At 66.6% G+C, this 19919-nt stretch carries 25 protein-coding genes; 19 read left to right on the top strand and 6 right to left on the bottom strand.

From position 1 onward, the window contains the following. Positions 1-14: 14 nt before the first annotated feature. The gene (locus BLW48_RS19340; protein ID WP_093051409.1) at positions 15-1307 is read left to right on the top strand and encodes a YeaH/YhbH family protein; all 1293 of its coding nucleotides are present in this window, start codon (positions 15-17) and stop codon (positions 1305-1307) included. Continuing rightward, the gene (locus BLW48_RS19335) at positions 1304-2836 is read left to right on the top strand and encodes a SpoVR family protein (protein WP_093051412.1); all 1533 of its coding nucleotides are present in this window, start codon (positions 1304-1306) and stop codon (positions 2834-2836) included. The genes BLW48_RS19340 and BLW48_RS19335 overlap by 4 nt, the downstream gene beginning before the upstream one ends. Before the next feature lie 11 nt (positions 2837-2847). Here BLW48_RS19335 and aroQ read toward each other — a convergent pair whose 3' ends face one another. Together aroQ and BLW48_RS19325 are read right to left on the bottom strand one after the other, a co-directional pair. Further along, positions 2848-3288 carry a type II 3-dehydroquinate dehydratase gene (gene aroQ / locus BLW48_RS19330; RefSeq protein ID WP_093176994.1) on the bottom strand — a complete coding sequence of 147 codons (441 nt, stop codon included), beginning with the start codon at positions 3286-3288 and terminating at the stop codon, positions 2848-2850. Positions 3289-3315: 27 nt separating this feature from the next. Further along, positions 3316-4284 carry a LysR family transcriptional regulator gene (locus BLW48_RS19325; protein WP_093176993.1) on the bottom strand — a complete coding sequence of 323 codons (969 nt, stop codon included), beginning with the start codon at positions 4282-4284 and terminating at the stop codon, positions 3316-3318. A 108-nt stretch (positions 4285-4392) separates the two neighbouring features. On the opposite strand from BLW48_RS19325, the gene BLW48_RS19320 reads away from it, so the two are divergent. From BLW48_RS19320 to BLW48_RS19275, 10 genes are read left to right on the top strand one after another with little or no spacing between them, the layout of a single operon-like run. Further along, the gene (locus BLW48_RS19320) at positions 4393-5070 is read left to right on the top strand and encodes a Rieske (2Fe-2S) protein (RefSeq protein ID WP_093176991.1); all 678 of its coding nucleotides are present in this window, start codon (positions 4393-4395) and stop codon (positions 5068-5070) included. Positions 5071-5078: 8 nt separating this feature from the next. Further along, positions 5079-5921, top strand: a complete 843-nt coding sequence (locus BLW48_RS19315; protein ID WP_093176990.1) for an aromatic ring-hydroxylating oxygenase subunit alpha — start codon at positions 5079-5081, stop codon at positions 5919-5921. Next, the gene (locus BLW48_RS19310) at positions 5918-6562 is read left to right on the top strand and encodes a glutathione S-transferase family protein (RefSeq protein ID WP_093176988.1); all 645 of its coding nucleotides are present in this window, start codon (positions 5918-5920) and stop codon (positions 6560-6562) included. Before BLW48_RS19315 ends, BLW48_RS19310 begins: the two co-directional genes overlap by 4 nt. 52 nt (positions 6563-6614) lie before the next feature. Beyond that, positions 6615-7721, top strand: coding sequence for an S-(hydroxymethyl)glutathione dehydrogenase/class III alcohol dehydrogenase (locus BLW48_RS19305; RefSeq protein WP_093051428.1), 1107 nt, complete (start codon positions 6615-6617; stop codon positions 7719-7721). A gap of 19 nt (positions 7722-7740) precedes the next feature. Further along, complete coding sequence (locus BLW48_RS19300) at positions 7741-8664, top strand: alpha/beta fold hydrolase (protein ID WP_093176987.1); 924 nt, start codon at positions 7741-7743, stop codon at positions 8662-8664. Further along, positions 8661-9539, top strand: coding sequence for an S-formylglutathione hydrolase (fghA, locus tag BLW48_RS19295; RefSeq protein ID WP_093176985.1), 879 nt, complete (start codon positions 8661-8663; stop codon positions 9537-9539). The genes BLW48_RS19300 and fghA overlap by 4 nt, the downstream gene beginning before the upstream one ends. A gap of 48 nt (positions 9540-9587) precedes the next feature. Beyond that, complete coding sequence (locus BLW48_RS19290) at positions 9588-10082, top strand: GNAT family N-acetyltransferase (protein ID WP_256216816.1); 495 nt, start codon at positions 9588-9590, stop codon at positions 10080-10082. Positions 10083-10104: 22 nt separating this feature from the next. Continuing rightward, positions 10105-10494, top strand: a complete 390-nt coding sequence (locus BLW48_RS19285) for a VOC family protein (RefSeq protein WP_093051439.1) — start codon at positions 10105-10107, stop codon at positions 10492-10494. After that, complete coding sequence (locus BLW48_RS19280) at positions 10491-10901, top strand: TfoX/Sxy family protein (RefSeq protein ID WP_093176984.1); 411 nt, start codon at positions 10491-10493, stop codon at positions 10899-10901. Before BLW48_RS19285 ends, BLW48_RS19280 begins: the two co-directional genes overlap by 4 nt. After that, the gene (locus BLW48_RS19275; protein ID WP_093077783.1) at positions 10898-11509 is read left to right on the top strand and encodes a 3'-5' exonuclease; all 612 of its coding nucleotides are present in this window, start codon (positions 10898-10900) and stop codon (positions 11507-11509) included. The genes BLW48_RS19280 and BLW48_RS19275 overlap by 4 nt, the downstream gene beginning before the upstream one ends. A gap of 15 nt (positions 11510-11524) precedes the next feature. Here BLW48_RS19275 and BLW48_RS19270 read toward each other — a convergent pair whose 3' ends face one another. Continuing rightward, positions 11525-12253, bottom strand: a complete 729-nt coding sequence (locus BLW48_RS19270) for an alpha/beta fold hydrolase (protein ID WP_093051448.1) — start codon at positions 12251-12253, stop codon at positions 11525-11527. Positions 12254-12396: 143 nt separating this feature from the next. Here BLW48_RS19270 and BLW48_RS19265 point away from each other — a divergent pair, with 143 nt between their 5' ends. From BLW48_RS19265 to arsH, 4 genes are read left to right on the top strand one after another with little or no spacing between them, the layout of a single operon-like run. Then, a complete protein-coding gene (locus BLW48_RS19265; RefSeq protein WP_093176982.1) occupies positions 12397-12714 on the top strand; it encodes an ArsR/SmtB family transcription factor in 318 nt (105 codons plus the stop codon). Further along, positions 12708-13991: an arsenic transporter gene (locus BLW48_RS19260; RefSeq protein ID WP_093177203.1), complete on the top strand. Its 1284-nt coding sequence runs from the start codon at positions 12708-12710 to the stop codon at positions 13989-13991. The genes BLW48_RS19265 and BLW48_RS19260 overlap by 7 nt, the downstream gene beginning before the upstream one ends. Positions 13992-14010: 19 nt before the next feature. Continuing rightward, entirely contained in the window at positions 14011-14442 is a 432-nt protein-coding gene (gene arsC, locus BLW48_RS19255; RefSeq protein WP_093176981.1) for an arsenate reductase (glutaredoxin), read from the top strand. Further along, complete coding sequence (arsH, locus tag BLW48_RS19250) at positions 14426-15145, top strand: arsenical resistance protein ArsH (RefSeq protein ID WP_093176979.1); 720 nt, start codon at positions 14426-14428, stop codon at positions 15143-15145. The genes arsC and arsH overlap by 17 nt, the downstream gene beginning before the upstream one ends. Before the next feature lie 8 nt (positions 15146-15153). On the opposite strand, the gene BLW48_RS19245 is transcribed toward arsH, so the two are convergent. Continuing rightward, positions 15154-16113 (bottom strand): AraC-like ligand-binding domain-containing protein, encoded by a 960-nt coding sequence (locus BLW48_RS19245; protein ID WP_093176978.1) that lies wholly within the window; start codon positions 16111-16113, stop codon positions 15154-15156. Between the two features lie 219 nt (positions 16114-16332). On the opposite strand from BLW48_RS19245, the gene gnd reads away from it, so the two are divergent. After that, positions 16333-17760, top strand: a complete 1428-nt coding sequence (gnd, locus tag BLW48_RS19240; RefSeq protein ID WP_093176976.1) for a decarboxylating NADP(+)-dependent phosphogluconate dehydrogenase — start codon at positions 16333-16335, stop codon at positions 17758-17760. A 17-nt stretch (positions 17761-17777) separates the two neighbouring features. Then, complete coding sequence (locus tag BLW48_RS19235) at positions 17778-18335, top strand: GNAT family N-acetyltransferase (RefSeq protein ID WP_093176974.1); 558 nt, start codon at positions 17778-17780, stop codon at positions 18333-18335. A gap of 3 nt (positions 18336-18338) precedes the next feature. On the opposite strand, the gene BLW48_RS19230 is transcribed toward BLW48_RS19235, so the two are convergent. Continuing rightward, on the bottom strand, positions 18339-18866 hold the full coding sequence (locus BLW48_RS19230; RefSeq protein WP_093176973.1) for a thioesterase family protein: 528 nt from the start codon (positions 18864-18866) through the stop codon (positions 18339-18341). A gap of 57 nt (positions 18867-18923) precedes the next feature. On the opposite strand from BLW48_RS19230, the gene BLW48_RS19225 reads away from it, so the two are divergent. Next, positions 18924-19418, top strand: a complete 495-nt coding sequence (locus tag BLW48_RS19225; protein ID WP_093176972.1) for a MarR family winged helix-turn-helix transcriptional regulator — start codon at positions 18924-18926, stop codon at positions 19416-19418. On the opposite strand, the gene BLW48_RS19220 is transcribed toward BLW48_RS19225, so the two are convergent. After that, a complete protein-coding gene (locus BLW48_RS19220) occupies positions 19408-19914 on the bottom strand; it encodes a gluconokinase (RefSeq protein WP_256330831.1) in 507 nt (168 codons plus the stop codon). The genes BLW48_RS19225 and BLW48_RS19220 overlap by 11 nt on opposite strands. Positions 19915-19919 lie beyond the last annotated feature (5 nt).

Raw genomic sequence — 19919 nt, 5'->3', positions numbered from 1 at the left:
GCTTTGACAACATCGTGGCCATCCTGCAGCAGATCATCGACCGCCGGCTATCGGGCAAGAACAAGTCCATTGGCAACCGCGAGCGCTTCCTTCGGCGCTACAAGGGGCAGATCCAGGAAGCGGTGAGGCGCGCCGTCAGCGGCCGCAACATCCGCGAACTGGAGCAAGGCGAAGACGTGACCCTGCCGCGCCACGACGTGTCCGAGCCGGTGTTCGGGCATGCACGCGGCGGCGACCGCGAGTACGTGCATCCGGGCAACCAGGAGTACCTGAAAGGCGACCGCATCAAGCGCCCCGAAGGCGGGGGCAGCGGTGGCTCCGGCAGCGGCGAGGCCAGCGACAGCGGCGAAGGCGAGGACGACTTCGTCTTCCGCCTCACGCGCGAAGAGTTCATGCGCGTGTTCTTCGACGACCTCGCGCTGCCGCACCTCATTCGCACGCAGATCGCCGACGTGCCGGAGTGGAAGAGCCACCGCGCCGGCTTCACCAGCGATGGCTCTCCCAACAACCTGCACGTGGTGCGCTCGATGCGCGGTGCGCTCGCCCGCCGCATCGCGCTGGGCGGCGAACCGCGCAAGGAGCTCAAGCGCCTGGAAGCGCACCTCGAACACCTGAAGCTGCATCCGCAGGTCACTTCAGCGCTCATCCAGAAGGAAATTCGCGAAACCGAAGAGCGCATCGCCGAGTTGCGCCGCACCATGCGGCACGTGCCCTACATCGACCCCATCGACCTGCGCTACCGCAACCGCGTGAAGACACCGGTGCCCAGCGCCAAGGCCGTGATGTTCTGCCTCATGGACGTGTCGGGCTCGATGGACGAGGCGCGCAAGGACATGGCCAAGCGCTTCTTCATGCTGCTGTACATGTTCCTCACGCGGCACTACGAGACCATCGACCTCGTGTTCCTGCGCCACCACACGCAGGCGCAGGAGGTGACTGAAGAAGAGTTCTTCCACGCCACCGAAACCGGCGGCACCGTGGTGTCGAGCGCGCTGGTACTGATGGACGAGATCATCAAGGCGCGCTACCCCAGCGGCGAATGGAACGTGTACGGCGCACAGGCCAGCGACGGCGACAACTGGCACCAGGACAGCGGCCGCTGCCGCGAGCTGCTGGTCGAGAACATCCTGCCGGTGGTGCGCTACTACGCCTACGTGCAGGTGGCCGAGACCGAGCAGAACCTGTGGCAGGAGTACCAGCAGCTCGAGGGCGTCGCGCCCAACTTCGCCATGCGCAAGGTGTCCGACGCGCAAGACATCTATCCGGTTTTCCGCGACCTGTTCAAGAAGGAAGGGGTCACGTCATGAGCGCCATCATCGTCCCCCCCCGGCTCGAACGCCTGCCCAGCCCTTCCGACTGGACATTCGACCTCATCGAGACGTATCACACCGAGATCGCCAAGACCGCCAAGGGCTATGGCCTCGACGTGTACGCGAACCAGCTCGAGGTCATCACGGCCGAACAGATGATGGACGCCTACGCGAGCGTGGGCATGCCGATGATCTATCGCCACTGGTCGTACGGCAAACAATTCATCGCCACCGAGAAAAACTATCGCCGGGGCCACATGGGGCTGGCCTACGAGATCGTCATCAACTCCGATCCGTGCATCGCCTACCTGATGGAAGAAAACACCATGGCCATGCAGGCCCTGGTGATCGCGCATGCGGCCTACGGCCACAACAGCTTCTTCAAGGGCAACTACCTGTTCCGCATGTGGACCGATGCGTCGTCCATCATCGACTACCTCGTCTACGCGCGGCACTACATCGCCGAATGCGAGGAGCGCCACGGCCTCGATGCGGTCGAGGAACTGCTCGACTCCTGCCATGCGCTGATGAACTACGGCGTCGACCGCTATCGCCGCCCGCAGAAGCGCTCGCTGGCGCAAGAAAGCGCCCAGCGCACCGAGCGCGAACGCCACATGCAGCAGCAGGTGAACGACCTGTGGCGCACGCTGCCGCGCAAGAGCGAGCAGGCAGCCGAGTCCGATTCGTCAAAACGCTTTCCGTCGGAGCCGCAGGAGAACCTGCTCTACTTCATCGAGAAGAACGCCGCGCTGCTCGAACCCTGGCAGCGCGAGGTGGTGCGCATCGTGCGCAAGATCGCGCAGTACTTCTACCCGCAGCGCCAGACCCAGGTGATGAACGAAGGCTGGGCCACCTTCTGGCACTACACGCTGCTCAACACCATGTACGACCGCGGCCAGCTGGCCGACGGCTTCATGATGGAATGGCTCAGTTCGCACACGGGCGTGATCTTCCAGCCGCCAGTGGGACACCGCGCTTACAGCGGCATCAACCCGTATGCGCTGGGTTTCGCGATGTACACCGACCTGCGGCGCGTCTGCGAGAAGCCGACCGAGGAAGACCGCCGCTGGTTCCCCGACTTCGCGGGCAGCGACTGGCTCAAGACGCTCGACTACGCGATGCGCAACTTCAAGGACGAGAGCTTCATCGGCCAGTTCCTGAGCCCGAAGACGATGCGCGACTTCCGCCTGTTCTCGATCCGCGACTTCCAGAGCGAGGCCGAGCTGGAGGTATCCGCCATCCACGACGACAGCGGCTACCAGGCGCTGCGCGAATCGCTGTCACGCCAGTACGACATCAGCAGCCGCGAGCCCGACATCCAGGTGTGGAGCGTGGCCACGCGCGGCGACCGTTCGCTGACGCTGCGTCACACGCAGCGCAACAACCTGCCACTGCACGACGGGGCTGAAGAAGTGCTGAAGCACGTCGCGCGGCTCTGGGGCTTCGACGTGCACCTCGAAAGCATCGACAGCGCCGGGCGCATCAGCCGCAGCTGGAAGGCCACGGCGCCGAAGCAGCTCTACTAGAAGTACGAGGGTCAGGGCACCAGGGCCGCGATGGCCAAGGTGTAGCCCTTCACGCCCAGCCCCACGATGATTCCCTTCGCCGCGGGCGAGATGTACGAGTGGTGGCGAAACTCCTCGCGCGCGTGCACGTTCGAGATGTGCAGCTCGATCAACGGCACGCTCGTACCCTTGATCGCATCGTGCAGCGCAATCGACGTGTGGGTGTAGGCGCCGGGGTTCATCACCACGCCGAGCATGTTGCCCGCCGCCACTTCGCGGCCGGCTTCCTGGATCCAGTCGATCAGCACGCCTTCGTGGTTCGACTGGCGGCATTCGATCTCCACGCCCAGCTTCGCGCCCGTGTCCTTGCACAGGCGCTCGACGTCGGCCAGCGTGTCGCGTCCGTACTGTTCGGGCTCGCGCGTGCCGAGCAGGTTGAGGTTGGGGCCGTTGAGGACGAGGATTTTCTTCATGATGGATGAGGGTCTGGCGGACTGCAATTATGGTCTCGCGGCCGTCCTGCGGCGCCGCGCCGTGGACGATCCGACGTAGTAGTTGTACGAATCGATGTCGACCACGCAGCGCGCCATCAGGTCGACGAACGAGCGCAGCTTCTGCCCCATGTAGCGCTGCCGTTGGTAGGCACAGTAGATGCGCCGCGGCTCGGGCTGCCACTGCGGCAGCACCGGCACCAGCACGCCCTGCTCCAACTCCGGGCGCACGAAGAAGGCCGGCAGCAGCGCGATGCCCAGGCCGTCGATGCAGAAAGTCTTCATGACCCAGTGGTCGTTGGTCTCGAAGGCGGGCTCGGGCTGGAAGGCAAAGCTCGACGCGCCCGACACCAGCAGCGCCTGCGAACGCACCGAAGGCTCCTTCATCACGATGGACTGGTGCGTGGCCAGCTCTTCAGGCGACGACGGCGTGCCGCGGCGTGCCAGGTACTGCGGGCTCGCATACAGCCCGTAGTTCAGCCGCCCGAGCAGCTTGGCCACGAGGTTCGGCGCATCGGGCGGCTCGGAGCACACGTAGCAGTCGACATCGCCGATCTGCGGCGCATGAAAGCCGTTCGCCACGTCGAGCTGGCAGCGCACGTCCGGGTGCGTTTCCAGGAACAGCTTGACGACATGGCAGACGAAGGAGGTGCTGAACTGCGTGTCCGACAGCAGCGAGAGGCCGCCCGAGACGCCCGTCGTCAGCGCGTGGATCTCGGTGCTGGCCGCTTCGAGCCGGCCCGTCACTTCGTCGAGCAGCCCTTCTCCGCGTGCGAAGAAGGCGCGGCCGGCCTCGGTGAGCGCAATGCGGCGGGGGCTGCGCATCAGCAACTGCGCGCCAAGCAACTTCTCCAGCCGCGTGAGCTGCCGGCTCAAAGTGGCCTTGGAGACACCCGAGAGGCTTTCGGCCTTGGTGAGACTGCCGCTCCTGGCGATCAGTACGAAGGCCTCGACCAGGGCGAGATCGATCCGGCTCATGAGGCCCGGCGTTGCAGGAATGAAAAGTAGCGTCTCTTCATGTGGCTTTCATCGGTGCGGCGGAAGCGGTACGGTATCACCGGCGCCCAGTCTTGCGCCCCACGACTCATGAACACACAGAACACCGCCACCTGGCACCCCGTTACGCGCTCGGCCGACCTGCGCGCCGGCGCCAACATCGTCGCCGGCTTTGCCGAGGGCCAGGAGCTCGCGCTCTGGCGCGCCGCCGACGGCACCGCCCAGGCCTGGGAGAACCGCTGCCCGCACCGCAGCGTGCGCTTCACGCTGGGCCAGGTCGTCGACAACCGCCTGGCCTGCGCGTACCACGGCTGGCAGTACGCGGCGGGCAGCGGGCAGTGCACCAGCATTCCGGCGCATCCGGCCATGCAGGCTCCGCGCAACGTCTGCGCGAAGACCTTCGGCACGATGGAGGCCGCAGGGATGCTGTGGGTTCACCTGTCGCCCGAAGTGCCGCCCGCGCCCGCCGAACTGGAAGGCGCCATCCCCACCGGCTGGCACTTCTGCCGCACGCTGACCGTGCGTGCGCCCGCCGGCACGGTGCGAGAAACGCTGGCACAGCGCGGCCTGACAGCCGATGCGGTCTCAGCCGCCTGGCGCGGCCTGCTCGACGACGTGAACACCGTCGCCCTCGTCCTCGACGCCCAGCCCCGGCTTGCCTTCGTCCACCTGTGGACCGATGCAGCGCCCGGCTCGCCCGCCATGAAGGCCCTGCACACCGCCGCCCGCGAACTGCGCGCCGGCATCGAAGCCCTGCCCCAAGGCTGAAAGCACCCATGCCCTTCGTTACCGACGACCCCAACATGCTCGACGACTGGCTGGTCGTCGGGCCCGCGACGACCACGCCCCGCACGACCCGCCTGCTCGGCGAAACCGTGCAGCTCTGGACCGACGCCGACGGCACACCCCGATGCCGCCTCGGCGACCAGCCGCTTACTGTGCAGTCGCGCTACGGCTACTTCTGGGTCTGCCCCAGCGGCCGACCCGCGCGCGCTCTGTTCGACTTTCCCGAGCACAGCGAGCCCGGCCGCCGCATCATCGACTGCGGCGGCATCGGCGTCGCGGTGTCGGGCCTGCGCGTGATCGAGAACTTCCTCGACATGGCGCACTTTCCCTTCGTGCATGCCGACTACCTCGGCAAGGTGCCGCACACCGAGGTGGCGCAGTATCAGGTGCAGGTCGAGTCCGCCACCGGCGAAATCTGGGCCACCGACTGCCGCTTCTGGCAGCCGCGCGCCTCTGCCGCCCACGATTCGGGCAGCGAGGTGCTCTACAAGTACCGCGTGATGCAGCCCTTCTCGGCCATGCTCTACAAATCGAGCTTCCGCGCGGGCGAGCTCGACGCGATCGGCCTCTTTCTTCAGCCCATCGACGACGAACACGTTGTCGCCCACACCCTGCTCGCCTGCTACGACGACGACTCCACCGATGCCGAGCTCATCGCCTTCCAGCACACCATCTTCGGCCAGGACAAGCCCATCCTGGAGAACCATGCCTTCAAGCGCATGCCGCTCGAAGGCCGCGCCGAAACGCCGACGCGCGGCGACACATCCTCCGTCACCTACCGGCGATGGCTGCGCGAGCGCGGCATGCGCTTCGGCGTGAGGGCGGCGGCATGACGATCAGGCTGTACGACTACCCGCTCTCAGGCAACTGCTTCAAGGTGCGGCAGATGCTGGCCTGGCTGGGTGTCGCGTACGAAACGGTGCCGGTCGATTTCTTTCCCGGCCGCGAGCACAAATCCGCCGTATTCCTGGCGAACATCAACCCGCTCGGCCAGCTCCCAGTGATCGACGACGACGGCTTCCTGCTGCGCGATGCACAGGCCATCCTGGTCTACCTGGCAAGCCGCTACGACGCGCAAGGCCGCTGGTACCCCGACGACCCGAAGCTGCGCGGCCAGGTCGCGATGTGGCTCGCCACTGCCGACGACATCACCCGCACCGCCTCGGCCGCGCGGCTGCACGACGCACTGGGCTACCACCACCTCGACATCGAGGCCTGTCGCAGCGGCGCGCGCGCCGTGTTCCGCGTGCTCGACGACCATCTCGCCGAGCAGGCCAGCGCGGGCCTGCGCTGGCTTGCGTCCGCACCCGAGCCGACCATTGCCGACCTCGCCTGCTTCCCCTACGTCGCGCTCGCCGGCGAAGGCGGCATTTCTCTCGATGAATTTCCCGCACTGCGAAACTGGGTCTGGGACTTTCGCCACCTGCCCGGCTTTGTGGGAATGTCGGGAATCTTTCCCGCCGGCCCTGTTTGAACGTCGTCTGGGTATCCTTACCGCTTCGCCTTTCTGAAGAATCACACTCGCCATGAAAACCAAAGCTGCCGTCGCCTGGAAATCCGGAGCCCCGCTCACCATCGAAACCGTGGACCTCGAAGGCCCGAAATTCGGCGAAGTGCTGGTCGAGATCAAGGCCACCGGCATCTGCCACACCGACTACTACACCCTCTCGGGCGCCGACCCCGAAGGCATCTTTCCCGCGATCCTCGGCCATGAAGGCGCGGGCATCGTGGTCGACGTCGGCCCCGGTGTCACCACGCTGAAAAAGGGCGACCACGTCATTCCTCTGTACACGCCCGAATGCCGCCAGTGCAAGTTCTGCCTGAGCCGCAAGACGAATCTGTGCCAGCTGATCCGCGGCACGCAGGGCAAGGGCCTGATGCCCGACGCCACCTCGCGCTTCAGCCTCGACGGCAAGCCGATCTTTCACTACATGGGCACGTCGACCTTCAGCAACTACACGGTCGCCCCTGAAATCTCGCTCGCCAAGATCCGCGAAGACGCCCCCTTCGACAAGGTCTGCTACATCGGCTGCGGCGTCACCACCGGCATCGGCGCGGTGATCTTCACGGCCAAGGTGGAAGCCGGCGCCAACGTGGTGGTGTTCGGCCTCGGCGGCATCGGGTTGAACGTGATCCAGGGCGCCAGGATGGTAGGTGCCGACAAGATCATCGGCGTGGACCTGAACCCCGAGCGCGAGGCCATGGCCCGCAAGTTCGGCATGACGCACTTCATCAACCCCAAGGACACCGAGAACGTCGTCGATGCCATCGTGCAGCTGACCGATGGCGGCGCCGACTACAGCTTCGAGTGCATCGGCAACACCAAGGTGATGCGCCAGGCGCTCGAATGCACGCACAAGGGCTGGGGCCGCAGCATCATCATCGGCGTGGCCGAAGCGGGTGCGGAAATCAGCACGCGCCCGTTCCAGCTGGTTACCGGCCGCAAGTGGGAAGGCTCAGCCTTCGGCGGCGCACGCGGGCGCACCGACGTGCCGAAGATCGTCGACTGGTACATGGAAGGCAAGATCAACATCGACGACCTGATCACGCACACCATGCCGCTGGAGGACATCAACAAGGGCTTCGACCTGATGAAGCGCGGCGAATCCATTCGCGGCGTGGTTCTCTACTAAACCCCGGGAGGCGCTGGCCATGAATCGCATGGAGCCCCTGCACAAGATCGAAGCGGGCGTTCTCGAAATCGCCTACTTCGAAGCAGGCCCCGCCGACGGGCCTCCCGTGCTGCTGATGCACGGCTTTCCGTACGACATCCACACTTACGCCGAAGTCGCGCCAATGCTGGCCGACCAGGGCTGCCGCGTGATCGTGCCGTACCTGCGCGGCTACGGCGCCACGCGCTTCCTGAGCGAAGCCACACCACGCTCGGGCGAGCAGGCCGCACTGGGCGCCGACCTGCTCGCGCTGCTCGACGCGCTGAAGATCGACCGTGCCGTGCTGGCCGGTTACGACTGGGGCGGCCGCGCCGCCTGCGTGGTCGCGGCGCTGTGGCCCGAACGCTGCGCGGGGCTGGTGTCCCTCAACAGCTACAACATCCAGAACATCGCGAAGGCGATGGAGCCGGACACGCCGGCCAACGAGCACAGCCTCTGGTACCAGTACTACTTCCACAGCGAGCGCGGCCGCGCCGGCCTCGAAAAAGACCGCAAGGCGCTCACAAAGCTGCTGTGGAAGCTCTGGTCGCCAACCTGGAAGTTCGACGACGCCACCTTCGAGCGCAGCGCCGCCGCCTTCGACCACCCTGATTTCGTGGACGTGGTGATCCAGTCGTACCGCCACCGCTTCGGCCTCGTGCCGGGCGACCCGGCCTACGCCGACATCGAACACCGCCTTGCAGTCCAGCCCACGATCACCGTGCCCGCCATCACCTTCGACGGCATCGACGACGGCGTGCGCCCGCCTGCCGATGCATCGGCCCACGCACACCGTTTCAGCGGCCCGCGTTCGCACCGGCTCGTGCCCGGCGCGGGCCACAACATGCCGCAGGAAGCGCCGCGCACCTTTGCCGACGCCGTGCTCGAACTCGTGCCCGCCCTGCGCGGCAAGAACCCGCAATGACCGACAACACTCCGAAGACTCTTTCCGAGCACCACGCCTTTGGCGGCGTGCAGCGCTTTCTCGAACACCGCTCGCATGAAATCGGCCTGCCGATGCGCTTCTCGGTCTACCTGCCGCCGCAGGTCGCGCACGAGCGGGTGCCCGCCCTGCTCTACCTCGCGGGCCTGACCTGCAACGAGGAGACCTTCGCGATGAAGGCCGGCGCGCAGCGCATGGCCGCGAGCCTGGGCCTTGCGCTGATCGCGCCCGACACCAGCCCGCGCGGCCGCGAAGCGGAAAGCATTCCGGGTGCGAAGGACGACTGGGATTTCGGCATCGGCGCCGGCTTCTACCTCGACGCGCTCGTCGAGCCATGGGCCACGCACTGGCGCATGGAAAGCTGGGTCGTGCACGAACTGCTGCCGCTGGTCGCGAAGCACTTCGCCATCGACGGCGAGCGCATCGGCATCTTCGGCCACTCGATGGGCGGCCACGGTGCGCTCACCCTGGCGCTGCGGCATCCGGGGCGCTTCAAGTCGCTCTCGGCCTTTGCGCCGATCTGCGCGCCCACGCAGTGCCCATGGGGCGAGAAGGCACTCGGCGGCTATCTGGGCCAGCCCGGCGCCGACCGTGCGCAGTGGCTGGCGCACGACGCCAGCGCGCTCATGAAGTCGCAGGTGGTGGCGCCCTACCCGCAAGGCATCCTCATCGACCAGGGTCTGGCCGACAAATTCCTCGCCGAGCAGCTGCACCCCGAGGCCTTCGAGGCCGCCTGCTTCGCGGCGGGCCAGCCGCTCACGCTGCGCCGCCACGCGGGCTACGACCACGGCTACTACTTCATCCAGAGCTTCATGGCCGACCACATCGCGCACCACGCGCAAACCCTGCGCTCCTAGGGCCGCGCCTCATCGACCACAGCGGCCCCGCGCCGTATCATGGTTCGCATGTCTGCCGCCCAAATTCCCGCCTTCCACCTGCGGTTGCGCGAAGGCAGCGCCGAAGAGAACATGGTGCTGGCCGGCATCTGGCGCCGCGCCTGGATCGCGGCCAACCGGGGCGTTCCCCATTTCGAGCCGATCGGCTACTGGCTGCACCGCGTGCAGACCGAGTTCGGCCCGCCCGCCGAAGTGGTGCTGGCGGAGCGCGACGGGCAGGTGCTGGCGTTCATGGTGCTGCTGGAGCGGCGCGAATACGTGGCCCAGCTCTTCGTCGAGCCCCATCTGCGCAACCAGGGTTTGGGCAAGGCCTTGCTCGACGAAGCCTGCGTGCGCATTCCCACAGGCTGGTGGCTGCACGTTGCCTCCACCAACACGTCGGCGCAGCGCTTCTACGAGCGCTATGGCCTCGAGCGCGGTGCGGTCGATCGGCACCCCTCGAGCGGCCGCGAACGCATCGCCTACCATTGGTCGCCCTCGCGCCCGCCGTGGCGCATCGGCTGAACCCCATCTTCTTTTCGTGCCCATGCGCATCGACCACATCGCACTCTGGACCACCGATCTCGAACGCTGCAAGCGCTTCTATGTCGACTACTTCGGCGCCACCGCCGGCGCGGGTTATGTCAACCCGGCCAAGGGCTTCGCCTCGTGCTTCCTGAGCCTGGGCGACGGCGCGCGCATCGAGGCCATGACCACGAGCACGCTCTCGCCCGTGACGGCCGAAGCCGGCGCGCAGCGCATGGGCTGGACGCACCTGGCGATCAGCGTGGGCTCCGATGCGGCGGTCGACGAACTCACGCAACGTCTGAAGGCCGACGGCTACCCGCTGCTCGACGGCCCGCGCCGCACCGGCGATGGCTACTACGAGAGCGTGGTGCTCGACCCGGACGGCAACCGCATCGAGATCACCGCATGAGCGAATTCGTCGAGAGCCTGCACGAAACCTTCGAACGCCTGGGTCGCATCGAAACGCGCCGCATGTTCGGCGGCCACGGCATCTGGCACGAAGGCCGCATGATCGCGCTGGTCGCCAAGGACACGCTCTACCTCAAGGCCGATGCCGAGAGCGCCGCGCATTTCGACAAGCTGAACCTGCCGCCCTTCACCTACGTGCGCCAGGGCAAGTCGATGCCGATGTCGTACCGGCAAGCCCCGGCGGATCTTTTCGAAGACCGCGAGGAAGCCGCCCTGTGGGGCCGCCTTGCATATGAAGCAGCGCTGCGCTCGGGCCAGCCACCGAAGCCGAAGAAAACACCCGCAAAGAAAACAGCAGTGAAGAAAACCTCAGTGAAGAAAAAGACAGCGAAAGCAGCCTCCCGGTGAGCGAGAACCCCAAGCTCCCTCCCCTGCCCGAGCGCGAACAGATCGCGCTGCTCGAACCCTTCGAAGGCCTCGGCCTGAAAGACATCGTGGTCGTGCAGACGCTGCAAGATGCAGAACACGCCGCCGCCACGCTGCTCGCCGCAGGCATCGCCGGCTTTGACACCGAATCGAAGCCCACCTTCGCGAAGAACGAGGTGTCGGGTGGCCCGCACGTGGTGCAGTTCTCCACGCGCGACACGGCGTGGCTGTTCCAGCTGCATCGCACCGAGTGCAACCCGGTGGTGGCCGCGCTGATCGCCTCCACCGAGCTGCGCAAGGTCGGCTTCGGCCTGTCGGGCGACCTCACGCTGATCCGCAACCGGCTCAACATCGAGCCGAAGGCGGTGTTCGACATCGACAACGAATTCCGCCATCGCGGCTACCGCAAGTCGGTCGGTGTGAAGGCGGCGGTGGCTCTGGTGTTCAACCGCCGCTTCATCAAGTCGCGCAAGGCGACCACTTCCAACTGGGCCAACAAGCAGCTCACCGAGGCGCAGATCCGCTACGCCGCGAACGACGCTTATGCGTCGATCCGCGTGTACGACGCGCTCTTCAGCAGCAGCAACTGACCGATCGAAACGGGGTCAGTCGCGCCCCGCCTCCAGGATCGCCTGCGCGAGCCTCTGGGGGTTCGAGAAGAACATCTCGTGGCTGCCGGGGCACTCCACCAGCCGGAACAGGCCCAGCCGCTCCGACAGGCGCGGATGCCACGGCATGCCGTGCGGCAGCGCGGTGTCCTGCAGGCAGTTGACATACGACTTGCCCAGTGCCAGCGCGGCCAGCGGCTGCTGCAGCCTGATCTTGTCGGTAAAGGTGCGGTACGGATGCGGGTTGAGCTTGCCGTAGGCGGCCGTCGCGGTCGCCAGGTCCGCGTCGTTGATGAAAGCTTCGCGCCAGATCTCGAAGGGCAATGTCACGGCATTGCCGTTGGCCTCCGCGACGGCGTCGAACATCGTCACGTAATGCGGCGGCACCATGTCGTTGAGCGATTCGCCATCGAGCGGCACGAAGGCGTTGATGTACACCAGCCGCTTCAGCCGCGGCGCAATGCGGTCCGCCACGCCCGAAATCACCATACCGCCGTAGCTGTGACCCACGAGGCGGACCTGCGTGAGATTCTTTTCCTCGATGTAGCGCACGGCGGAAGCAATGGCGTCTTCCAGGCCAATGCTGGAGCGGTCGTCGCCGGGGTTGTTGCCAGCGAGCGTCGGGCAATACACGGTGTGCCCTGCTGCGCGCAGGCCGTCGGCCACGGCTTCGATTTCTGCGCCGGTGTGCCAGGCGCCGTGGACAAGAACATAGGTGTCGGACATGGTGGGTGTGTCTCCTTTTGTTTGTGACGGAGCACGACTGTAAGGAACATCGGTGACTTGCGCATGGCCGATGCGTGCCAGCGCGATGGCCGATTCGCGCCAGTCGTGTTGCTTCGATTCAATTATTCAACGATACTTGAATTATGGAAGAAAATGACGTCGTCCGATCCCTTGCCGCACTGGCGCAGCCCGTTCGCCTGCGAGTGTTTCGCGCGCTGGTGGTGGCAGGCCCCGCCGGACTCACGCCCGGCGCGCTGACCGAAGCGCTCGAGGTGCCGGCCACGGGCCTGTCGTTCCATCTCAAGGAGCTCGTGCATTCGGGGCTGGTCTCGCAGGAGCGGCAGGGCCGCAACCTCATCTACCGCGCGGCGTTCGAGCAGATGAATGGACTGCTGGCCTACCTCACCGAGAACTGCTGCCAGGGAGAAACCTGCGCTGTCGGATGCCCGCCGACATGCTGAGCGCCGTTGCGATCTTCGTCTTCACGCTCGTGCTGGTGATCTGGCAGCCGCGCGGGCTGGGCATCGGCTGGAGTGCCTCGCTCGGCGCCGTCATCGCGCTATTGCTCGGCGTGGTCCAGCTGTCCGACATCCCCGTCGTCTGGAGCATCGTGTGGAACGCAACCGCCACCTTCATCGCCGTGATCGTCATCAGCCTGCTGCTCGACGAAGCGGGCTTCTTCGAATGGGCCGCGCTGCACGTGGCGCGCTGGGGCGGCGGGGGCGGGCGGTTGCTGTTCGCGTTCATCGTGCTGCTGGGCGCTGCCGTGTCGGCGCTGTTCGCCAACGACGGCGCGGCGCTGATCCTTACGCCCATCGTGATGGCGATGCTCGTAGCGCTGGGCTTCTCGCCGGCCGCCACGCTCGCCTTCGTGATGGCGGCTGGCTTCATCGCCGACACGGCCAGCCTGCCGCTGATCGTCTCGAACCTGGTGAACATCGTGTCGGCCGACTTCTTCCGCATCGGCTTCGGCGAGTACGCCTCGGTCATGTTCCCCGTGAACATCGCGGCAGTGCTCGCGAGCCTGCTGGCGCTGATGCTCTTCTTTCGTCGCGACATCCCGGCAAGCTACGACGCGACCCAACTCAAGGCGCCAGCGGATGCGATCCGCGACCCCGCGACCTTCCGCGCGGGCTGGGTCGTGTTGATACTGCTGCTCGTCGGCTTCTTCGGCCTGGAGCCGCTGGGTGTGCCGGTCAGCGCGGTGGCCGCCTTCGGCGCGGTCGTGCTGCTGGCTGTTGCAGGGCGCGGCCCGGTGATCGGCATTCGCAGGGTGCTGCGCGGCGCGCCCTGGCAGATCGTGATCTTCTCATTGGGCATGTACCTCGTGGTCTACGGGCTGCGCAACGCCGGCCTGACCGGCTACATCGCCTCGCTGCTGAATGTGTTCGCGCAAGGCGGCGTCTGGGGTGCGGCGATGGGCACGGGCTTTCTCTCGGCGCTGCTCTCGTCGGTCATGAACAACATGCCCACCGTGCTGGTGGGCGCGTTGTCCATCGACGCGTCGAGCGCGAGCGGCGCGGTGAAGGAAGCGATGGTCTACGCCAACGTGATCGGCTGCGACCTCGGCCCGAAGATCACGCCCATCGGCAGCCTCGCCACCCTGCTCTGGTTGCACGTGCTCGCGAAGAAGGGCATGGCAATCGGCTGGGGCTACTACTTCAAGGTCGGCATCGTGCTGACCCTGCCCGTGCTGCTGGTCACCCTGGCGGCACTGGCGCTTCGACTGAGTCTTTGAAACCCGACACCACACTTCCATGAACGACATCACGATCTATCACAACCCCGCCTGCGGCACGTCGAGGAACGTGCTCGCGCTGATCCGCAACACAGGCGACGAGCCCACCGTCATCGAGTACCTGAAGACCCCGCCCGATCGCGCGACGCTGAAGCAACTGATCGCGGCAATGGACATGCCGGTGCGCGAGGTCATGCGCCGCAAAGGCACGCCCTACGACGAACTCGGCCTCGACGATGCGAAGTGGAGCGACGATGAGCTGATCGGCTTCATGCTGCAGCACCCGATCCTCATCAACCGGCCGATCGTGGTGACGCCGCTCGGCACGCGGCTGTGCCGGCCTTCGGAAGCGGTGCTCGACATCCTGCCGCGGCCGCAGCAAGGCGCCTTCTCCAAGGAAGACGGCGAGGCCGTCATCGACGCAAAGGGCCAGCGTGTCGTCAAGCCCTGAACTGCCGAACATCGACGCCGGGCATTTCCACCGGCCGGACCTGCGGCAACTGCTGCCCACGGAGCGCGCCACGCACGCGCCGCGCATCCTGCTGCTCTACGGCTCGGTGCGCGAGCGCTCCTACAGCCGGCTGCTCACCGAAGAAGCCGCGCGGCTGCTCCAGGCCCTGGGCGCGGAGCCGCGCATCTACGACCCGCGCGGCCTGCCCCTGCCCGACGGCGCACCGGAAGACCATCCGAAAGTGCAGGAGCTCCGCGACCTCGCCCAATGGTCCGAGGGCATGGTGTGGACTTCACCCGAACGCCACGGTGCCATGACCGGCATCATGAAGGCGCAGATCGACTGGATCCCGCTGTCCGTCGGCTCGGTACGGCCCACGCAGGGCAAGACGCTTGCCGTGATGGAAGTGTCGGGCGGCTCGCAGTCCTTCAACGCCGTGAACCAGCTGCGCGTGCTCGGCCGCTGGATGCGCATGCTCACCATCCCCAACCAGTCGTCGGTGGCCAAGGCCTTCCTCGAGTTCGAGGAGAACGGCCGCATGAAGCCCTCGCCGTATTACGAGCGAGTGGTCGACGTGATGGAAGAGCTGGTCAAGTTCACGCTGCTCACGCGCGACTGCGCGGGCTACCTTGTGGACCGCTACAGCGAGCGGCGCGAGAGTGCGGAGGCGCTGTCGAAGCGGGTCAACCTGCGCAGCATCTGAGCGACGGCTCAGTGCCGCGAGCGGCGCAGCTCACCCGGCGTGGCGCCCAGATGCCTGCGGCACTGGCGAACGAAGTGCGAGGCATCGGTCAGCCCCACGCGGAAGCCGATCTCCGCGATGCCCAGGCGATCGAAGCGTGCATCGGCCAGCATGCGCCGCGCCGCCTGCATGCGAAAGCCCGCCAGCGCGGTGGCGAAGGTGGTACCGCCTTCGCCCAGGCAGCGGTGCAGGCTGCGCTCCGAAATGCCCAGCTCGCGCGCCACGCCCGCGGCCGTGAGGCCCGGCTCTGCATGGCGCTCGCGCGTGGTGTCGAGCACGCGGCGGCACAGCGCGGCGCGCCCTTCGCTTTCTGACTCTGAAAGGCCGTGCCCCGTGGCCAGTGCCAGCAGGCTACCGAGCTGGTCGCCCAGCAACGCCGCCGGCAGTGGCGGCTTTGCTGCCATCTGCGGTGTCAGCTGCCGCACGAAGCTGCACAGCACGCCGCCCCACCCTGTTTGCCCGTCGATGCGCCGCGCCACCTGGTCGCCCGCGTCGGGAATCCATGCATCGACCCAGGCGGTCGGCAGTTCGAGCGAAATGGTGTCGGCCGATTGCAGCAGGTGAAATTCGTAGCGCCGGCGCGAGTCGACCAGCACCGCATCGCCCGGCAGCAGCCGCGTGGAACGGCCGTCCTGCACGGCCACCCAGGCCGAGTCGGTCTTGCACAGCAGGTAGAAGTAGTTGTTGCGGCTGTGGACGATGGCGCGGCGCGTGCGGTAGACGTCCTGTGCGCTGCCGCGCACCTGGTTGACGACGATGGGGCCGAGCGGCGCGGATTCGAGCGTGGCGCCGAAGCTGCCGGCCATCGGGCTGGTCACGTCCATCTCAAGGAAGCCCTCGCAGACCGCGCCCACCCAGTAGTCCAGCCGCTGCGCGGGCGGCACGGCGTCAGTGGACCAGCGGTGGATGGTGTCGATGGCTTCGCTCATTGAAATACCTTCGTGCTTCGCACTGCGGTGCGAGCTTGCTTGGGGCGGCCCGGCGCGGCGCTCATGCGCGCCAAACATACCCAAGCCATGCCCGCTTGCCAAGCGGGTATAGACCGCCTCCGACGCCACCCTGCGCCCGGCACCGGCAAAATGACCCGCGAACCAACCCGTGCGCGGGACATTCCGGCGCACGCACATGAAAGAAGGGCAAGACGGGTCATGAGCAGCAACAAGCAAAGCGATTTCGGACTGATCGGCCTGGCCGTGATGGGCCAGAACCTCGTGCTGAATGTGGAAAGCCGCGGCTTCCAGGTCAGCGTGTACAACCGCACCGAGGCCACCACCGAAGCCTTCATTGCCGCCAACCCCGGCAAGAAGCTGGTCGGCGCGAAGACGCTGGAAGAGTTTGTGCAGAGCCTGGCCAAGCCTCGCAAGATCCAGATCATGGTCAAGGCCGGTGCGCCGGTCGACCAGGTGATCGAGCAGCTCATTCCGCTGCTGGACAAGGACGACATCGTCATCGACGGCGGCAACAGCCTCTACACCGACACCGAGCGCCGCGACGCATATCTGAGCAGCAAGGGCCTGCGCTTCATCGGCGCGGGCGTGTCGGGCGGGGAAGAAGGCGCGCGCAAGGGGCCGTCGATCATGCCGGGCGGGCCGCTTTCCACCTGGGAGGTGATGAAGCCGATCTTCGAGAGCATCGCCGCCAAGGTGGACGGCGAGCCCTGCGTCATTCACATCGGCCCGGGCGGCGCCGGCCACTACGTGAAGATGGTGCACAACGGCATCGAGTACGGCGACATGCAGCTCATCTGCGAGGCCTACAGCCTGTTCAAGGCGGCCGGCTTCAGCACCGACGAGATGGCTGCCATCTTCAACGAGTGGAACGACGGCGAGCTGCAGAGCTACCTGATCCAGATCACCGCCAAGGCGCTCGAACAGAAAGATCCGGAGACGGGCAAGCCCATCGTCGACGTGATCCTCGACAAGGCTGGCCAGAAGGGAACGGGCCAGTGGACGCTGATCAACGCGGCCGAGAACGCGGTGGTCATCAGCACCATCAACGCGGCCGTGGAGGCGCGCGTGCTGTCTTCGCAGAAGAAGCAGCGCGTGGCGGCCAGCAAGCTGCTGCAGGGGCCGAAGATCGAGCTGTCGGTCGAAAAGAAGGCGCTGGTGGCCAAGGTGCACGACGCGCTCTATGCGTCGAAGGTCATCAGCTACACGCAAGGCTTCGACCTGATCAAGACCATGGGCGACAAGAAGAACTGGGGCCTCGACCTGGGCCGCATCGCGTCGATCTGGCGCGGCGGTTGCATCATTCGCGCGCGCTTCCTGAACCGCATCACCGACGCCTTCCGCACCGACCCTGCCCTGGGCAACCTGATGCTCGACCCGTTCTTCAAGGACCTGCTGAACCGCACGCAGCAGAACTGGCGCGAAGTGGTGGCGCTGGCGGTGAGCAACGGCATTCCGGTGCCGGCCTTCAGCGCCTCGCTGGCCTACTACGACAGCTACCGCACCGAGCGCCTGCCGGCGAACCTGCTGCAGGCGCAGCGCGATTTCTTCGGCGCGCACACCTACGAGCGCACCGACAAGCCCGAAGGCCAGTTCTTCCACACGGACTGGCCCGAAGTGATCGGCTGAGTCGACTGAGCGATGCCATGCCGGCCCTCGACTACCCCAGCCACCTGGTCGAGGACTGGCAACTGCGCGACGGTACGCCGGTGCGGATCCGCCCGATCCGCGCCGACGATCTGGCGATGCACACGGCCTTCGTGGACGGACTCTCGAAAGAGACGGGCTACCACCGCCTGCTGTCGCCTCGAAAGCCCCAGCCCGACGAGCTGTGGCGCATGACGCACATCGACTACGACCACGAACTCGCGCTCATCGCGACGACCGAGGTCGATGGCGTGGAGCAGCAGATGGGCGTGGTGCGCTACGTGCGCGGCGAGACGCCCGAGACCGCGCACGTCGCCGAATTCGCCGTCGTCATTGCAGATGCCTGGCAGCACCACGGCGTAGCCCACAAGCTCATGCGCAAGCTGATCGACGCGGCCGCGACAGCCGGCGTGAAGCAGCTGGCGGACATCACGCTCTACGACAACACCGGCATGCTGGCGCTGGCGCGCAAGCTGGGCTTCAAGCTGCAGCGCGATCCGGGCAACCCGAACGTCACGCGGCTGCGCCTGGCGCTCGATGCGCCGCCAACGCGCTGAGCCTTACCAGGCCGCATTCATCACGCCCTGCTCGGCCGCTATCCAGTCGCGCACCGGCAACGGCAGTGCATGCGCCGGCGGCACGAGCCCCATGGCCGCATACGACTCCTGGTTCGGCACCAGCCCGCCGCGCCCCACGGCTGCGCCCTTCATGTAGCCGGCCGCGCACACCCTGTCGCCACGCACGAACTCGAAGCGCATGTAGTTCCAGTGCTGGTCGGTGGCGTCGAGCCGAAAGCGCAGCGTGTACACCTGAAAGGGGTTGAGCTCGCGCCGGTAGCTGATGAGCGAGCCGCCGGACATCGGCCTCCAGCCCTGGCGCAGCATGGCGGTTGCGAAGCCGGTGCGCACGAAGTACTCGACCAGCATCAGGTCGACCACCGTCAGGTAGCGGCCGTTGTTCATGTGGCCGTTGATGTCGAGGTCGTTCGGCAGCACGCGCAGTTGCCGCTCCAGCGTGTCGCCCGGCGCAAGGCGCGGTGCACGCCAGGCGCGCAACAGGGTCATCAGCAAGCGCAGGTAGAGATTCATGGACAGCCTAGAATTGGTTCAATTCAGAACATTCTAGTTCAAGATTGAACTATCTTGATGCCCGCAGCAAAGTCCTCCAAGCCCGGCAAGACCGGCAAGGCCCCCTCCTCGCCCCACGGCACGGCCGCATGGCTGGCGGTGGTGCGGGCCTACAACCTCTGCGATGCAGTGATGACGGCACGGCTCGCCGCCATAGGCCTGCGCGTGGGCGAGCACGAGGTGCTGGCCACCATCGCGACCACGCCGGGCATCACGCAGCAGGCGCTGGCCGCGCGCTGCTTCGTGGCGAAGAGCGGCGTCAGCATGCTGCTCACGCAGATGGAGGCCAGGGGCTGGGTGAGGCGCGACAGCGATGGCGCCGACGCGCGCGTGCGGCGCCTCACGCTCACCGACGACGGCATGGCAATGGCGCAGAAGTGCCTGGCGGTTCAGGCGGAGATGGTGACCGCGATGGTCGCGCCGGCCACGCGCGACGAACTGGACGCAGTGGCCGACGTGATGGGCCGCGTGGCCACCACGCTCGAAGGAATGCGCGCCGAACTCAAGGGCTGACCAGCCACGCCTTCACCGCCCCCACCGACTGCGCCGGCGGCGCCGTCGCATCCACCGCGAGCACACCCGCCTCTCCCACAGGCGACTCCAGCGTGGCGAACTGGTTGGCTACCAGGCTGGCGGGAAACATGTGCTCCCCCGCCCCGGCCCGCGCGGCCACGCGGCGCTCGGCCTCGGCCCGCTCGATCGACATGAACACGAAGCGCAGCCCCGGCGCGGCCGCGCGCAGCTGCTCGCGGTAGATGCGCTTGAGCGCCGAGCAGGTCAGCACCGCGCCCTGCGGCGCATCGGCCAGCGCGCGGCCCAGCGTTGCAAGCCAGCCCGCGCGATCAGCGTCGGTCAGCGCGATGCCGTGGCTCATCTTCTCGACGTTGGCCGGCGGATGGTGGTCGTCGCCTTCTATGAGCGGCAGGTCGAGGGCGGTGGCCAGCGCCGCGCCCAGGCTCGATTTGCCGCATCCCGAAACCCCCATCACTACCAGCCAGACCCTGTCCATATGCA

Origin of the sequence: Variovorax sp. YR266 (assembly GCF_900107295.1) — a bacterium.
In the GTDB taxonomy this organism is placed as follows: domain Bacteria; phylum Pseudomonadota; class Gammaproteobacteria; order Burkholderiales; family Burkholderiaceae_C; genus Variovorax.
This window is presented reverse-complemented; position numbering and strand designations above follow the sequence as displayed.

What these genes read in the sequence shown, in the direction of transcription:
- BLW48_RS19280 (WP_093176984.1), top strand. Translation starts at nt 10,491, where the DNA reads ATGAGCGAATTCGTCGAGAGCCTGCACGAAACCTTCGAACGCCTGGGT.
- gnd (WP_093176976.1), top strand. Translation starts at nt 16,333, where the DNA reads ATGAGCAGCAACAAGCAAAGCGATTTCGGACTGATCGGCCTGGCCGTG.
- BLW48_RS19230 (WP_093176973.1), bottom strand. Translation starts at nt 18,866, where the DNA reads ATGAATCTCTACCTGCGCTTGCTGATGACCCTGTTGCGCGCCTGGCGT.
- BLW48_RS19325 (WP_093176993.1), bottom strand. Translation starts at nt 4,284, where the DNA reads ATGAGCCGGATCGATCTCGCCCTGGTCGAGGCCTTCGTACTGATCGCC.
- BLW48_RS19270 (WP_093051448.1), bottom strand. Translation starts at nt 12,253, where the DNA reads ATGTCCGACACCTATGTTCTTGTCCACGGCGCCTGGCACACCGGCGCA.
- BLW48_RS19225 (WP_093176972.1), top strand. Translation starts at nt 18,924, where the DNA reads ATGCCCGCAGCAAAGTCCTCCAAGCCCGGCAAGACCGGCAAGGCCCCC.
- arsC (WP_093176981.1), top strand. Translation starts at nt 14,011, where the DNA reads ATGAACGACATCACGATCTATCACAACCCCGCCTGCGGCACGTCGAGG.
- fghA (WP_093176985.1), top strand. Translation starts at nt 8,661, where the DNA reads ATGACCGACAACACTCCGAAGACTCTTTCCGAGCACCACGCCTTTGGC.
- BLW48_RS19265 (WP_093176982.1), top strand. Translation starts at nt 12,397, where the DNA reads ATGGAAGAAAATGACGTCGTCCGATCCCTTGCCGCACTGGCGCAGCCC.
- BLW48_RS19245 (WP_093176978.1), bottom strand. Translation starts at nt 16,113, where the DNA reads ATGAGCGAAGCCATCGACACCATCCACCGCTGGTCCACTGACGCCGTG.
- BLW48_RS19220 (WP_256330831.1), bottom strand. Translation starts at nt 19,914, where the DNA reads ATGGACAGGGTCTGGCTGGTAGTGATGGGGGTTTCGGGATGCGGCAAA.
- BLW48_RS19305 (WP_093051428.1), top strand. Translation starts at nt 6,615, where the DNA reads ATGAAAACCAAAGCTGCCGTCGCCTGGAAATCCGGAGCCCCGCTCACC.
- BLW48_RS19260 (WP_093177203.1), top strand. Translation starts at nt 12,708, where the DNA reads ATGCTGAGCGCCGTTGCGATCTTCGTCTTCACGCTCGTGCTGGTGATC.
- BLW48_RS19300 (WP_093176987.1), top strand. Translation starts at nt 7,741, where the DNA reads ATGAATCGCATGGAGCCCCTGCACAAGATCGAAGCGGGCGTTCTCGAA.
- BLW48_RS19335 (WP_093051412.1), top strand. Translation starts at nt 1,304, where the DNA reads ATGAGCGCCATCATCGTCCCCCCCCGGCTCGAACGCCTGCCCAGCCCT.
- BLW48_RS19235 (WP_093176974.1), top strand. Translation starts at nt 17,778, where the DNA reads ATGCCGGCCCTCGACTACCCCAGCCACCTGGTCGAGGACTGGCAACTG.
- BLW48_RS19285 (WP_093051439.1), top strand. Translation starts at nt 10,105, where the DNA reads ATGCGCATCGACCACATCGCACTCTGGACCACCGATCTCGAACGCTGC.
- BLW48_RS19290 (WP_256216816.1), top strand. Translation starts at nt 9,588, where the DNA reads ATGTCTGCCGCCCAAATTCCCGCCTTCCACCTGCGGTTGCGCGAAGGC.
- BLW48_RS19320 (WP_093176991.1), top strand. Translation starts at nt 4,393, where the DNA reads ATGAACACACAGAACACCGCCACCTGGCACCCCGTTACGCGCTCGGCC.
- BLW48_RS19315 (WP_093176990.1), top strand. Translation starts at nt 5,079, where the DNA reads ATGCCCTTCGTTACCGACGACCCCAACATGCTCGACGACTGGCTGGTC.
- BLW48_RS19310 (WP_093176988.1), top strand. Translation starts at nt 5,918, where the DNA reads ATGACGATCAGGCTGTACGACTACCCGCTCTCAGGCAACTGCTTCAAG.
- aroQ (WP_093176994.1), bottom strand. Translation starts at nt 3,288, where the DNA reads ATGAAGAAAATCCTCGTCCTCAACGGCCCCAACCTCAACCTGCTCGGC.